Below are 13,468 nucleotides of genomic sequence, written 5' to 3' on the forward strand. Positions count from 1 at the left end.
TAACTCTTTTAATCTTTTATTAAACTGTTCTTTCGTCATAAAATACCTTGTAAATCTATATTAGTCTTAGTATAACAATATTTGTATCTGTAATAGATAAATAATATATATAATGATAATTTATTGTATATAATCATAAAACTTGACAATATTTCTTATTAGTTTATAATATTACAATTAATATCTATATTAGATATTATAGAAGGAATATTATGGAAAATATAAATTCTTTAAATAATGAATGTAAAAAAGATAAAGAGTTGTTCTTTACTATACTAAGAAGAATCATATTAGCTATTTGTGTATTATTACTATTGTATGTTATATATGAAATAGAAAAGAATAATAAAAATGAAGTAATAAATGCTTTTAAAAATAACAAAGAATTAATCTGTGACTCTTTACTTGTATCAATTGCTAATGGATATGTGTTTGAAAAGAATAATGAGTTTATTGTTAGTAATGGTGTAAATATATTAAATTTAAAAAGATGTAATTTAAAATAATAAAGGAAGTGTAATAAACTATGTGTAACTTTTATAAAACTATGAATAGATTCTTTGCCAAACTAGCAATGTTTACAGTAATAGCTTCTGTATTTACCTTTGTATCTATAATAATTTATGGCTTGTATATTCTTGTGTTTAATATACAAACATCATATGAATTTAATGATGTAGCATTGTTAATTTCATTTGTAATAATTCCACTTATTGCAGCTATTAATATTATTGGTAAATTTGAAGCAGATACTTATTTAAAAGAAATAAATCATTAAAATATTTAAACCTAAAACCTAAACAAAAAATCAAGAATTTATTGATAAATTAATTATATAAGGAATATAAAATGCAAAACCCAAAAACAATAATAGAACTAGATTATAAGTTTGATGAATCTCAAATAATAGAACTAGAAAAATTTCTTCTTAAATATTATGATATATATAAACATGAAATAGAAATCTATGATATAAAAGATTATTCAAAACAAAGCTTCTTTGCACAAACAATAGCTGAAGAAGTTCAAAAAGAAATGGCTTTGGAGAATGATTAGATTAGGTTGGGTTGAATTAGTTTTATAAATACTATGTATAAAAGCATAAAAGCTTTTAGTTTGCCTTGCTCATATGCAATATCTCTTAATATTGGTGCTAATATATCTTTATCATATTTAAAATTAGGATATTCTTCGTATTCCCAAATCCATTTTTGTTTTTTCATCGTATCAATGAAGATTCTCCAAATTTCAACTCTTTTTGAAACAAGTTCAAAATTAGTAAAAACTGTTCTAAAAGTAAGAGGTAGTTGAATACATAAAACTGTCCACTTTATAGGAGACATTCCAAGGTGAAATTAAATCATTTCTACTATAATTTATTTTATGGATTACTATTTTAGGGCTTCTATAGATAAATATTATAAAAAAGAGGTAAAAATGATAAGTACAGGATTGTTATTTGTTGTCACTGCAATTGCAGAGATTATTGGCTGTTATTTGCCATGGTTATGGCTTCGTCAAGGTGGGTCAATATGGCTTTTATTGCCTGCGGCTCTTAGCCTTGCCATATTCTCTTGGCTTTTAACATTACATCCTGATGCTACTGGACGTGTTTATGCAATATACGGTGGCATTTATATAAGTACAGCAATTGTTTGGTTATGGCTTGTCGATGGCATTAAACCAACTGCTTGGGATATAAGCGGAGTGGGAATTATCCTCATTGGAGCTTCTATTATAATATATGGTTCACGTTTTTCTACGCCTTAAAATTTACTACTATGAAGAAAAACGAATTTATAAAATGATAGAAAAGATACCAAAATTTAATTTACCTTCATATGCAGAAGTATAAACAATCATATTTCTTCCTAAAACATCACCAGCTCCATAAATAGTACCTTTAGAAGTATGTTACATAATTCAATTCTTTTTGGAACAAACTTTCTCGTGGTAAAAACTGCTCCAAAAATAAGAGGTTGAGAAAGTGTTTGTAGGCTTCTTTAAGAGTAAGAATTAAAATTAATTTTTATATAATTTTCAGTTTACATGTATCCTTTGATTTTTAAAAATTTGTACTAAAATATTATTAATAACTTTACCTATCAACTTAAGAATTTTTATTGTCAGCATTTTGCCAGATTCTCTTGATAAAGTTTCATCATAACTAAAATATAGGAGTGAATATGTATACAAATATTGTTAAATCAACAATGAAAGTGGCTGCGACTACAGTACTAGGATTAGGGTTAATAGGTGGAACAAGCTTACTTGCAGATAATTATCCAACGAAAAAACCAGTTAATATGGTGGTTGGCTTTGGTATAGGTGGTAGTGCAGATAGAATGACACGTTCTATGACAACATTTCTTTCTGATGAATTAGAAACAAGAGTAAAAGTAGTAAATAAAAAAGGTGCAGGAACACAAATTGCAGCTAATTATGTATTAAAAAAACCAGCTGATGGTTATACTGTTTTTGCATCAACTTTCGCACCTTACTTAGCAAATACTATTCTTTCTGGAAATGCTAAATATACAATGACTGACTTTGACTTTTTGAATATTCAATGGTTTGATTTTGAACTTTTTGCGTTAAATAAGAATTCTAAATATAACAACATGATGGAAGTTATTGATGCAATTAAAAATAATCCAAAAACAGTTAAAGCTGCTGTTGTTCAAGGTTCAGGTGGACATTTATTATTAAAATTACTTTTAGAGAAACTTGAAATTCCTCAAGAAAATTTAAACTTAGTTACATACAGTAGTGGTGGAAAAGCAAGAACAGCAGTTGCAGGTGGACAAGTTGATTTAATTGCTATTTCTGCACAAGGAAGTGAAAGTATTAGAGAATTTATTAAACCTATTGCTATTGTAAAAGATAAAAGAATGAAACAATGGGATGCTCCTACATTAAATGAAGCAATCAAAGCTTCAGGAAAAGAATTGCCAGTGTTTAGTGGATCTATGAGAGGTTTTGCTGTTTCAAAAGATTTCAAAGCTAAATATCCAAAAAGATATGTAACTTTAGTTGATGGAATTAAAAGAACATTAGCAAATAAAAGTGTGCAGAGCTTTCTTAAAAAAGGTGATATTGGATATACATGGACAGGACCAGAAGAATCAAATAGACTTATTAATGAGTCCTTCAAAATTTTTGAATCATACTCTTACCTATTAGAAAAATAAGGAATAAGTAATGATTCTAACAAAAGAAAATATAGCTAATAGCATAGTTTTACTATGCTTGGCTACTTTTGTATTATGGTATGCAATAGATACACATAATGCATCAAGTAGCATGGAAAATATTATTCTAATCTTGCCAGTAGCTGCAATTACCCTTTGTTTATGTATTTATGAATTTTTTACTCAAAAAGAGATACAAGCAAAAGAAGAAAAAGATGATTTTCTCTCAGTAATCCCAGTAGTAATTCTATTTACAATATATGTATTAACATTAGAAATTTTAGGGTTTGATATAGGTACCATTATATTTTTGGGACTTTTTTTATTTTTTCATGGTGAAAAAAGATTACCTTGGATATTAGGTTATAGTTTAGTATATGGTTTTATCATTGCATATTTTTTCTCAGCAATGCTTCCTTATCCTATGCCAATGACAATATTACCAACAGATTATTAGGAGAAGATCATGGATTTGATTGATGTAGCTTCTGCAAGTGAAGCTTTAAATTTACTTTTTTCTCAACCTCAATATTGGTTGATAGTAGTACCAGGTATTATGATTGGTCTATTTTTTGGAGCAACTCCAGGATTACAGACTTCAATGGCAATGGCAATATTTTTACCAATAACTTTATATATGGATTTCTTACAAGCGATGTTATTTCTAACTGCAATTTTTACAGGTGGTGGTTTTGGAGCCGGAGTTCCTGCTATTTTGATGAATATACCAGGAACCTCTTCTGCAATAGCGACAGCATTTGATGGTTATCCAATGGCTAGACAAGGAAAACATAATGAAGCATTAGGATTAGCTTTAGGTTCTTCTACTTTTGGTGTTATTTTAGGTTATGTTCTTTTATTCTTTCTTATTAAACCAATGTCTGGATTTGTTTTAAAATTAGGACCTTCTGAGATGTTTATGGTTATTCTTTGGGGATTAACACTAATTGCAAGTTTAACGGGTAAGCATGTTCTGAAAGGTCTAATAGCAGGATTATTTGGCTTATTAATAGGAACAATTGGTTTTAGTGAAGTGGGAGTGATGCGAGGAACATTAGATATTGAACTTCTTGCAGATGGAGTTCCTGTTATTCCTGCAATGATGGGTATGTTTGCAGCTTCTGAATTATTTAAACTAGTAAATTCTGAATTTTTAGTTGAAGATGAAAGTCAAAGAAAAGTTCGTATTTCTTATATAATAAAAGGATTTAAACAAGCATTTAAATATCCTGTAATTCTAATAAGAGGTAGTTTTATTGGTGTAATTATTGGGGCTGTACCAGGTGTTGGATCATCAGTATCAAACTTACTTTCTTATATTGAAACAAAAAGAAGAGATAAGAATCCTGAAAGTTATGGAAAAGGTAATCCAAAAGGTGTTGTTGCATCAGAGGCTGCTAATAGTACTTCAGAGGCTGGTTCAATGGCAACATTATTAGCCCTTGGGATTCCTGGAGGTGGTGCTACTGCTGTTATGCTTGCTGCCTTTGCAATGCATAATATAACAGGTGGTCCACAATTCATTAGAGAAGAAATGGACATCGTTTATGCAATTATTTTTGCAAACTTTGGACAAGCGGTATTACTAATTATTTTAGGATTACTTTTAATTCCAGTTTTAGCTTCAATAATAAAAGTTAAGATGAATTATCTTGTTCCCTCTGTTTTAGTTCTAGCAACAGCTGGTGCATTTGGGTTAACTGGTAATATGGCTGGACCTATTAGTGTATTAGTTTTTGCACTTATTGGATGGTTATTTAGAAGATACAACTTCTCTGTTCCAGCAACTGTTATTGGTATGTTATTGGGAAGTATGGCTGAAAGTAATTTAGTTCAAACTCTTCAAATATCTGGAGGAAACTTCTCTTATGTATTAGAAAGACCAATAACTTTAGTAATTTTAGCTTTATTAGTATTATCTCTTTTTGGTACTAAAATTATAGAAATAATAAAAAATAGAAAAACTTCAACACAAAAATAAATATATGGGAAACCATATATTTATTTTTCTAAATTTAAAAAAGATTATAAGTAAAACTTTCAAATAGGAATATCAATGTTAATAGAAGAATTAAAGAATTATTTAGGCTTTGCAGTTGCAGGTAATTTTGCTGGACATTTGGGTGAAGCTGGAGAAGCTGATGAATTTAAAGTTATAAAAACAGAAGAAAAAGATGCACCAAAAGGTTTATTCCCTTTTTATATAAAAGAACATGACTCATTTTTAAGTACTTACCCAATATCTCATAAAGAAATTTATACTCATAATAGAGAAGAGGATAAGATTCAAGCAGAACCAGAACTTTCACTAATTTGCGATTTTGTATATGAAAATAAAAGAGTAATAGATATTGTTCCAAAATACTTTTCAGCTTTTAATGATTGTTCTTTAAGAGTTCAAGATGGAAAGAAATTAAGTACAAAGAAAAATTGGGGCATCAAAACAAAAGGGATTTCAAAAGATTTTATCAAAATAGATAATTTCACAGAAGATGGAATATTAAATAAGTACCATTTATCTTCTTTTATAAAAAGAGATGGGAAACTTCATAATTATGGAACTATCTCTGCTGTAAAATCTTACTCATATTTCTTTACTCAACTAAAAGATTGGATGATAGAAAAATTCAATACTCAAGAAGATTGTGGACCTTTAGAAGAATTAGGACAATTTATGAAAAAAGCAGAAGAGGCAAAAGGAATGTTAATAGCCTCAGGAGCAACTGCATATAGTGAATTTGGGAAAAGGAATTTTCTAAAAAAAGGTGATGAACTTTTTATTTATGTTTATAATGCTAGAAGATATAGTCATCTAGATATTATTAATAATATAGGTTCAAGTGATAACTTAGATGAGTGTTCAAGGTTACACCAAATAGTTAAATAAATTTAGGTTTATTTATTTTTTAAATTAAATATTATAGAAATAATTAAACCTTTATCATTTCTTGCTTGAACATGAGCATTATGCAGATTTGCAATTTGTTTTACTATATTTAGACCTAAACCACTCCCACTTTTTTTAGAGTCAACTCTATAAAATCTATCAAATATAGTATTTAAATCTTTTTTTTCAATTCCTTTTCCTTCATCCTTGACATTCAACCAAATTGTATTATTATGTCTTTGTATAGATAAGGTAATAGTTCCAATAGGATTACCTTCTTCATCTCTTGCATAATATAAAGCATTATTAATAATATTGTCTAACATACTTCTTAACATAATTTCATCAGCCTCAATTAAAATATTCTCCTCTAAATCATCATATGCAAATTCAAACCCTTTTTCATAAACTTTATTTGCTATTTTTAAAGAATAATCTTTACAAAAGTTATTAAGATTAATTTTTTTTAGATATGTTTTATCAATTGTATTTGGGTTTGTTTTAGCATATAACAGTAGTTGTTCTGTAATATGAGACATTGTGTTAATTACTTTATTTAATTCAACATAATTCCAATTATTATTCTCATTTGATTCTTCAATTTGAACCTTTAATTCTGCTAAGGGTGTTCTTAATTGGTGAGATACATCTGAATTAAATTGCTCTATGTACTTTATTGTATCTCGACTTCTCGTTAATAAAATATTAACGCTATTAACTACATCTTCAATTTCTTTTGGTGCATCAAAATTTATTGGACTTAAATCTTTTGAATCTCTTTTTTGAATAATCTCTTTTAGCACATATAAGGGCAACAACCCTTTTTTAACTGCAAAAAATGAAACTAAAAGAGTGAATATAATAACAGATAAAACTATTAAAAAAATCATAGTTAAAATTTCATTTATTGTAGTTTCTCTCCCTTCTAAAGTTTCAGCTATTGTTATAAACGCAAAATGCGTTTTTCCTGCACTTGATAATGAAGTCTTAAAAGATACAACTCTTACTCTAGCACCTGCATAAGTAGTGTTATAAAAAAACTTATCTCTATTTCTTAAAAGTTCTTTTCTTAATAGGTTTTTATAACCTGTAAGAATTTTATTCTGATCATCTACAATAGAATAAAAGACTAATCCATCATTATTTGAAGACAATAAATCAATTGCAAAATATGGTAAGTCAACCACTAAATGTTCTTGTATAATATTAATACTATCTTCCATACTTTTTGCTGTAGCATAAAGAGTTTTATCAAAATGATTGTTTACTTTTTTTTGAACTGTAAAATAAATAATTAGAATTAATAAAACTGCTGCAATACTTAAAGGAAATGTTAACGAAATTAACAGTCTAGACTTTATTGATTGAAAAGAACTCATTTACTACTCAAAATATACCCCAACCCTCGCGCGGTTTTTAAATTAATAGAGTTAGCTAATTTTTTACGAATTCTTGAAACATACGTTTCTACAGACGAGGGGTGAATAGATTCTGTAAAAGTACTTATATGTTCAACAATATTTTCTTTACTTAAGACTGTATCAATATTAAGTAATAAGTTTTCGAATATAGCTAATTCCCTTTTACTTAACTCCACATGCTCACCAGATTTCATAAGTGTTCTATTTTGAGTATCATAGATTAAATCATTATATGTAATCTTGCTATTTACTTGATATTTAGTTCTTCTAAGTAGAGCTTGAACTCTAGCGATAACTTCATTAAGTTCAAAAGGTTTACACAAGTAATCATCCGCACCACAATCTAAGCCAAGTATTCTTTGGTCAAGTTCATCTCTAGCTGAGATAATAAGTATAGGAATAATCTTATGATGACTTCTTAGTTTTTTAATAATTTCAATGCCATCAATTCCTGGTAAGCCTAAATCAAGAATTAGTAAATCATAAAATGAGGTTTCTATAGCATATAAACCCTCTTCTCCATCATAAAATAAATCAACTGCATATCCATTGTTTTCAAGTTTTTTTAATACGGCATTTGCTAATTTTTCATTATCTTCAACTACTAATATTTTCATAAGACTATTTTAACATAATTTAATGAGACATAAAAACAGGGATTGGTGAATTTTCTAATAAATATCTAGTTGCTCCCCCAAACATAAGCTCTTTTAAACCTTTATGTCCATATGCTCCGGCTACAATTAAATCAAAATTACCATCAAGTGCTGCATTTAAAAGAGCTTGACCTGGAATTCTTGTTGTTTTAACTATTTCGTAACTTACATTTATTTCATGTTCTAATAAATAATCAACAAGGTTTTGCATCATTTGAGGGTTTTTTATATATTCAGATGAAGACACGATATGCACTCTTTGTGATTGTTTTAATATTTCTATTGACGAAGTAATTGCGCGTGACGCTTCTATTGAATTATTCCATCCTATGATGATATTATTCATAGAAAAAGTTTTCATAATACGAGGGAACATTAATACAGCTTTACCACTTTTAAGTACAGAAGTTTCAAAAGTTGCTGTTGTAAGACCAGATGGGGGTGCAGCAGCTATAACTAAATCACAAAATTTTGATTCCTCTTCAACAAGTGTACTTCGTAATCCCTTTACTATTTTTAAATTAACTAATGAACTATCTATCTTACTTTCTTTAATTATTTTCTCAAAAAGTATAGAAAATTCTTCATTCTTATCTTTGTACTCTGTTTCAATTATTTTGTCAATCTCACTTATAATATTTTTTGGAATACTATATGATTTATAAATATTTGAGTTAGTTTCATGCATACATTTTAATACATCTAATTTTGTATTAAACTTATTTGCTATTAAAAATGCACCATATAATCTTTCTTTTAATTCTTCACCTCCACCAATAGGGAAAAATAACTTTCTATAATTCATATATATTCCTTCGTATAAGACTTTTAAAATTATAAGATAACTATCTGGCAATATACTGACAAGATTTTGTGTATTTTAGAATTATAAAACTATATGTTATCTATCAACCCTATACCCTACTCAGAAAATAAATTTATAAGAAGTCTTTTCTTTTCGTAACATTGCTTCTTTAAATTCTATATGTAATAAATTGTTGTTTAAACTGTGTATCCTTTTTCTGTTATAAAATATTGAACTAGAAATAAGAAATAAGACAAAGAAATTATTGACAAATATGAGTTATAAAAATATGTTCAACAACCTGTACTTTTTAAATTAAGTTTCATTATTTCGCTCAGGGTAGGTTGTTTTTATATCTTCAATAGAAGTGTCTTTTTTAAATCCACCTTTTTGTTTTTAAATCTATTTTTCTTTTCATTAATCTCTTTATCTTTAGTTTTTATTTTATCTTCATTCTGAATATTTTTATCTTCTTAAAAAAATTATTTTCTTTTTTTCTACTTCTATATTTATTTCTTCTGTTACTTTTTCAGAAGTAATGTTTTCAAGATTTTTTTGCAGCACTTCAATGTCAATTGTTTTATCTTCTTCAAAAGATTTAAAAAGATTTTTCTCTTGTTCAGCTAAAGAATTTTTTTCACTCTTTTTATTTTTATTAATATCAATTGCATTGGTACTTTCTTTTTCTTTTTCAGTTTTAGTGTCGATATTTTTTTCTGATTCCTGTTTGCCTTTTATTCTCTTTGTTTTTAAATATGTATTTTCTTGCGATAAGTTTTTCAATTTATTTTTTAATACATTTACATCTTCTATGTTTTGATTTGTGTTTTTATTTTTATTTTTATTTTTGTTTTTATTTTTTTCTTCTAACTCCTCTGGTCTTTCAATAATTAAATCGTTTGTTTCATTTTTATTTACATATTTTGTTCCATCTGGTTTTAAAATTGTTATGTCACCATTAACATTATTCTTTTTAACAATTGTTCCATCTGGATATTTTTTTGTTGTAAAAACAGAAGTAACATCATCACTTAAATTTGCAATATCTCTTTTTATTTCTTTATCTTTGTCAAGCAAAGCAATTGCATTTTCTTGAAACTTTTTAAACTCTTGACTATTTACAATTTGAACATTTCCATTTTTATCTACAACACAAATTTGATTTAATCTTTTGTAAATATATTGAAAAGCTGCGATTGGAATTTTTACTTCTTCTCCTGAATTAATTTTTCTAATTATCTCTACTACTCTGTTTTCATCACTTACAATTTCTTCTCCAGTATTTTTTATTTTAAGCATTCTCTTTTCTTCTTCTGCTTTCATCTTTCTATATGTTTTTACTGACTTCTTAATTCTATAACTTCTGCTGCTTGTATACTCTTTGTAAAAGAAAAATACAACAACAATTAAGATAGCCAATAAAACAATTGTATATAAAGTTGCCAATTTGAGTCCTTATTTATATCATTTAAAATCATTTTAAACCACCTAGAAGCGATTAAAATAGTTTTTTAATACTTCTAGTCGTTTTAGCCTAAAATCTTTCTATTTTGAGCTTATAGCTCATTCCTTAATTTTTTGTGTTTTGTATAACACTTAAGGGGTTAAGTCTTTTTTATTTCGGATACAAGCTTTAGCTTTAGGAAATATTAGATGTTATTAGCCTAGGATAATATATCAATACTAAGACTATTAATATCTAATAGTATAGTATAGTTCGATTCTAAATATTTTTGAGTTTTGATATCAACTCTTTCACTTCAATAATCTTAAATCTTGAGATTTCTCGCTGCTCAATTACGCTATTTATTTTTGCGCCATAAGCTAAAATTTCCACATTTGAATTGCCTAAAGTTGCAATGCTAAAAAGCATGTTTAATATTTCTTTATTCATAATTAATTCTGTTAATTTGTCTTTTGAAAATCCAATTGAACTAATTGCAAAAAATTTATTTGCAGTAATATTTTCACACAATGTAGTTGCATAAATATATCTTTTATCTGTGTTTCCACATAACTCTATGTAGCTAAAAAAATCCAATACAAATCTTAAATTTCTTAGTTTTGATTTGTTAGTTCCATCAAATAAAAGTTTAAATCTTGCTCTACTATTTTCATCTTCTATTAAATTTTCTATTGTTAAATTTATTGCTTTTATTACAACATCTACATCAACATTGTAATATTTCTTTTTTGACTTTTCTAATAAAACTCCACTAACTTTTTTATCTGATATTTCATAAACTTCATTACAAACACTTACTAAATGATTTGCAAAATTTCTTTGCATTAAATCATTATCTAAACAAGTAACTACATCCAAAATACTATTAAATTTTAATTCTTTTATTTCCATTACTACTATCCTTTTTTGTTTTATTTGTTTAAATTAAATTCACTTATGCTAAACCCTAACTCATTAAAAATGTTTCTTCTTTTTAATTTATCGTTACGAATTTCTGCATAATATAATTCATTAATTTTCATCATCATTAATTTATTATCTGTTCTTAATTCATCATTTTCTAACTGCAATTTTTTTGACATTATAAAAAAATCTTCTACATGTTCTTCTACCTTTTCAAACTTTTCTGCATTCTCATTTACAATAGAAATCTCTTCTTTTATTTCTTCAATTTCATCTTTACTGAAACAAATTTTTTCTCTTATGAACAATAAAACACTTTCACTTGTACTACAAAAAATGCACTTAAAATTCTTCATAAATCTTTTAAAATTTGATTGTTTTTTGTTAGTTAAAAAGTACTCTTTTTTATTGTTCATCATACACTCCAAAAATTATTTTTCTATTCTCTTTGAATACTCAAAAGAAATTTTTTCAACATCAATTGCTTTCAATGCTTCTTCAATTATGATTCCTAAATCTTCTTTTTTAAACACCTTTAAACTCTCTTTAATTTTTGCAGATACTTCTAAAGTTCCAAAATCAAACTCTACTTTTTTATCATCAAAAATTTTACTTGAACTAACTATATTTTTTGCTTGAGTTTTTCTATTTGTTTTTTTACAACTTTTATATATATCGATAAAATTAATTTGTTAGCTTTACAATGTTCATATTGAAGTAGTCTACTTTTTACATTTAATTTGATGTTAATTTATGCTTTATCTAAATCTGATTCTAATCTAGTAATATGTAGTTAATTATATAATTCTGTTATTAAGAATAAAAAATAAGAAATAAAGAATGTAAAAGGGACATATCAATTTAGTAGAGAATATACGAGCTATTTTGGACAAGCACCAGGAAAACACAAAAAAAGCTTAAAGATTTTAAAGCAAAATTAGTATAGAAAATATTTCACATAATATTTTATTAGTTTTAATGTGGCCACTAAATTATGCTTTGAATTTAAAAGTATCTAAGTTAAAATAACAAGTTCAAGAACCTATAGTAAAAAATAAACCTTTGAAAAATCCAACTAATTTCATATTTAAAATTAATCTTATTAATAATGTAATTACTCCAAATGAAAATAATATTATTCCATTCCATATATCACCATCTTTTAAAACAGCATCAATATAATAATCTCTTCCAAAATATAAAAGAGCATATATACAGGCATATAGAAAAGCTAACGATGGAGTAATGAACTCATAATTATATTTTTTAAAAGTAATGGCATTTATCCATGTAATAAGTAAATAAAATAATAATGCAAGAACTAAACCTCCAACAATTTTTAAAACTAACATGTAATACTCATTATATATCTAATATAGATATTATTTATATAATTATATACTATATTAGCTTTATGCCATGTTTTTAAAAGTTTACCTAAAATTTAATGAAATAGTTATATTAATGATTTTAGAATTATTAAATAATGATTGGACAATTAACAAGTAATACTGGATATCTTATTGGAATTTGTAAGAAAAATTGCGAAGACTTGTATAATTTACATAATTATTATATCTAACTATAGGCTTCTTGAAAAGAATGTTGATTAGATAATATTTGTTAATATAAGTAGATAATTATTGATATATATCTATTTTATTTATTTAGCTATAGGATAAGATACTTAATAAAATAAAAAGGGTTACATATGGCAAAAGTAGTTTTAATTACAGGTGCAACATCAGGAATGGGTGAGTTAACATCAAAGCTTCTAAGTGATAATGGATATATTGTTTATGCAGGAACAAGAGATCCAAATATAGAAATTGCAAATGGTTTACAAAAAAGTATATATATAGATGTAACAAAAACAGAAAGTATAAATAAGGCTATTGAAAAGATTATAAAAGAAGAAGGCAAGATTGATGTACTTGTTAATAATGCTGGTTATGGTCTTCTTTCAACAGTAGAAGATGGAACTGATGAAGAAATGTTTAATCAGTTTGATGTAAATGTATTTGGTTTACTAAAAGTTACTAGGGCAGTTCTTCCTCATATGAGAGAAGCAAAATCTGGAGTAATAATTAATATTAGTTCATTTTTAGGAAAAATGGGACTTCCTCTTTTAGCTCATTAT

At 26.4% G+C, this 13,468-nt stretch carries 17 protein-coding genes; 9 read left to right on the plus strand and 8 right to left on the minus strand.

The genetic code is table 11. The annotated features are described in order from the left end of the window. The first annotated feature begins 212 nt into the window (after positions 1-212). The 3 genes from KO488_RS08040 to KO488_RS08050 all read left to right on the plus strand — a co-directional run bounded on the left by KO488_RS08040 (position 213) and on the right by KO488_RS08050 (position 1,056). The gene (locus KO488_RS08040; RefSeq protein WP_216058287.1) at positions 213-506 is read left to right on the plus strand and encodes a hypothetical protein; all 294 of its coding nucleotides are present in this window, start codon (positions 213-215) and stop codon (positions 504-506) included. 20 nt (positions 507-526) lie between these two features. After that, entirely contained in the window at positions 527-778 is a 252-nt protein-coding gene (locus KO488_RS08045) for a hypothetical protein (RefSeq protein WP_216058288.1), read from the plus strand. Positions 779-849: 71 nt separating this feature from the next. Further along, entirely contained in the window at positions 850-1,056 is a 207-nt protein-coding gene (locus tag KO488_RS08050; protein ID WP_216058289.1) for a hypothetical protein, read from the plus strand. Here the strand turns inward: KO488_RS08050 and KO488_RS08055 are convergent. Beyond that, complete coding sequence (locus KO488_RS08055) at positions 1,053-1,343, minus strand: DUF4172 domain-containing protein (RefSeq protein ID WP_216058290.1); 291 nt, start codon at positions 1,341-1,343, stop codon at positions 1,053-1,055. The two genes, KO488_RS08050 and KO488_RS08055, sit on opposite strands and share 4 nt — an antisense overlap. A gap of 94 nt (positions 1,344-1,437) precedes the next feature. Between KO488_RS08055 and KO488_RS08060 the strand changes: the two genes are divergently transcribed. The 5 genes from KO488_RS08060 to KO488_RS08080 all read left to right on the plus strand — a co-directional run bounded on the left by KO488_RS08060 (position 1,438) and on the right by KO488_RS08080 (position 6,078). Further along, on the plus strand, positions 1,438-1,770 hold the full coding sequence (locus KO488_RS08060; protein WP_216058291.1) for a YnfA family protein: 333 nt from the start codon (positions 1,438-1,440) through the stop codon (positions 1,768-1,770). 416 nt (positions 1,771-2,186) lie between these two features. Beyond that, positions 2,187-3,191, plus strand: coding sequence for a Bug family tripartite tricarboxylate transporter substrate binding protein (locus KO488_RS08065; RefSeq protein ID WP_216058292.1), 1,005 nt, complete (start codon positions 2,187-2,189; stop codon positions 3,189-3,191). A 10-nt stretch (positions 3,192-3,201) separates the two neighbouring features. Then, positions 3,202-3,648 (plus strand): tripartite tricarboxylate transporter TctB family protein, encoded by a 447-nt coding sequence (locus tag KO488_RS08070; RefSeq protein ID WP_216058293.1) that lies wholly within the window; start codon positions 3,202-3,204, stop codon positions 3,646-3,648. A 9-nt stretch (positions 3,649-3,657) separates the two neighbouring features. After that, the gene (locus tag KO488_RS08075) at positions 3,658-5,172 is read left to right on the plus strand and encodes a tripartite tricarboxylate transporter permease (RefSeq protein ID WP_216058294.1); all 1,515 of its coding nucleotides are present in this window, start codon (positions 3,658-3,660) and stop codon (positions 5,170-5,172) included. A 75-nt stretch (positions 5,173-5,247) separates the two neighbouring features. Then, positions 5,248-6,078 (plus strand): DUF5718 family protein, encoded by an 831-nt coding sequence (locus tag KO488_RS08080; RefSeq protein ID WP_216058295.1) that lies wholly within the window; start codon positions 5,248-5,250, stop codon positions 6,076-6,078. An 8-nt stretch (positions 6,079-6,086) separates the two neighbouring features. On the opposite strand, the gene KO488_RS08085 is transcribed toward KO488_RS08080, so the two are convergent. The 7 genes from KO488_RS08085 to KO488_RS08115 all read right to left on the minus strand — a co-directional run bounded on the left by KO488_RS08085 (position 6,087) and on the right by KO488_RS08115 (position 12,680). Further along, on the minus strand, positions 6,087-7,457 hold the full coding sequence (locus KO488_RS08085; RefSeq protein WP_216058296.1) for a sensor histidine kinase: 1,371 nt from the start codon (positions 7,455-7,457) through the stop codon (positions 6,087-6,089). Beyond that, positions 7,454-8,116 (minus strand): response regulator transcription factor, encoded by a 663-nt coding sequence (locus KO488_RS08090; protein WP_216058297.1) that lies wholly within the window; start codon positions 8,114-8,116, stop codon positions 7,454-7,456. The genes KO488_RS08085 and KO488_RS08090 overlap by 4 nt, the downstream gene beginning before the upstream one ends. A 19-nt stretch (positions 8,117-8,135) precedes the next feature. After that, positions 8,136-8,960 carry a universal stress protein gene (locus tag KO488_RS08095; RefSeq protein ID WP_216058298.1) on the minus strand — a complete coding sequence of 275 codons (825 nt, stop codon included), beginning with the start codon at positions 8,958-8,960 and terminating at the stop codon, positions 8,136-8,138. 465 nt (positions 8,961-9,425) lie between these two features. Then, positions 9,426-10,406 carry a hypothetical protein gene (locus KO488_RS08100; protein ID WP_216058299.1) on the minus strand — a complete coding sequence of 327 codons (981 nt, stop codon included), beginning with the start codon at positions 10,404-10,406 and terminating at the stop codon, positions 9,426-9,428. Positions 10,407-10,683: 277 nt separating this feature from the next. Beyond that, positions 10,684-11,316 carry a hypothetical protein gene (locus KO488_RS08105; protein ID WP_216058300.1) on the minus strand — a complete coding sequence of 211 codons (633 nt, stop codon included), beginning with the start codon at positions 11,314-11,316 and terminating at the stop codon, positions 10,684-10,686. 20 nt (positions 11,317-11,336) lie between these two features. Further along, positions 11,337-11,744 (minus strand): hypothetical protein, encoded by a 408-nt coding sequence (locus tag KO488_RS08110; RefSeq protein WP_216058301.1) that lies wholly within the window; start codon positions 11,742-11,744, stop codon positions 11,337-11,339. A 618-nt stretch (positions 11,745-12,362) separates the two neighbouring features. Continuing rightward, complete coding sequence (locus KO488_RS08115; RefSeq protein ID WP_216058302.1) at positions 12,363-12,680, minus strand: hypothetical protein; 318 nt, start codon at positions 12,678-12,680, stop codon at positions 12,363-12,365. A gap of 359 nt (positions 12,681-13,039) precedes the next feature. On the opposite strand from KO488_RS08115, the gene KO488_RS08120 reads away from it, so the two are divergent. Next, a partial coding sequence (locus KO488_RS08120) for an SDR family NAD(P)-dependent oxidoreductase (RefSeq protein ID WP_216058303.1) occupies positions 13,040-13,468 on the plus strand: 429 nt, incomplete at its 3' end.

This window comes from Poseidonibacter lekithochrous (assembly GCF_018861145.1).
GTDB classification, from domain to species: Bacteria; Campylobacterota; Campylobacteria; order Campylobacterales; family Arcobacteraceae; genus Poseidonibacter; species Poseidonibacter lekithochrous_A.

Coding starts and splice junctions, on each gene's coding strand:
- KO488_RS08040 (WP_216058287.1), top strand. CDS start 213: ATGGAAAATATAAATTCTTTAAATAATGAATGTAAAAAAGATAAAGAG.
- KO488_RS08045 (WP_216058288.1), top strand. CDS start 527: ATGTGTAACTTTTATAAAACTATGAATAGATTCTTTGCCAAACTAGCA.
- KO488_RS08050 (WP_216058289.1), top strand. CDS start 850: ATGCAAAACCCAAAAACAATAATAGAACTAGATTATAAGTTTGATGAA.
- KO488_RS08055 (WP_216058290.1), bottom strand. CDS start 1,343: ATGTCTCCTATAAAGTGGACAGTTTTATGTATTCAACTACCTCTTACT.
- KO488_RS08060 (WP_216058291.1), top strand. CDS start 1,438: ATGATAAGTACAGGATTGTTATTTGTTGTCACTGCAATTGCAGAGATT.
- KO488_RS08065 (WP_216058292.1), top strand. CDS start 2,187: ATGTATACAAATATTGTTAAATCAACAATGAAAGTGGCTGCGACTACA.
- KO488_RS08070 (WP_216058293.1), top strand. CDS start 3,202: ATGATTCTAACAAAAGAAAATATAGCTAATAGCATAGTTTTACTATGC.
- KO488_RS08075 (WP_216058294.1), top strand. CDS start 3,658: ATGGATTTGATTGATGTAGCTTCTGCAAGTGAAGCTTTAAATTTACTT.
- KO488_RS08080 (WP_216058295.1), top strand. CDS start 5,248: ATGTTAATAGAAGAATTAAAGAATTATTTAGGCTTTGCAGTTGCAGGT.
- KO488_RS08085 (WP_216058296.1), bottom strand. CDS start 7,457: ATGAGTTCTTTTCAATCAATAAAGTCTAGACTGTTAATTTCGTTAACA.
- KO488_RS08090 (WP_216058297.1), bottom strand. CDS start 8,116: ATGAAAATATTAGTAGTTGAAGATAATGAAAAATTAGCAAATGCCGTA.
- KO488_RS08095 (WP_216058298.1), bottom strand. CDS start 8,960: ATGAATTATAGAAAGTTATTTTTCCCTATTGGTGGAGGTGAAGAATTA.
- KO488_RS08105 (WP_216058300.1), bottom strand. CDS start 11,316: ATGGAAATAAAAGAATTAAAATTTAATAGTATTTTGGATGTAGTTACT.
- KO488_RS08110 (WP_216058301.1), bottom strand. CDS start 11,744: ATGAACAATAAAAAAGAGTACTTTTTAACTAACAAAAAACAATCAAAT.
- KO488_RS08115 (WP_216058302.1), bottom strand. CDS start 12,680: ATGTTAGTTTTAAAAATTGTTGGAGGTTTAGTTCTTGCATTATTATTT.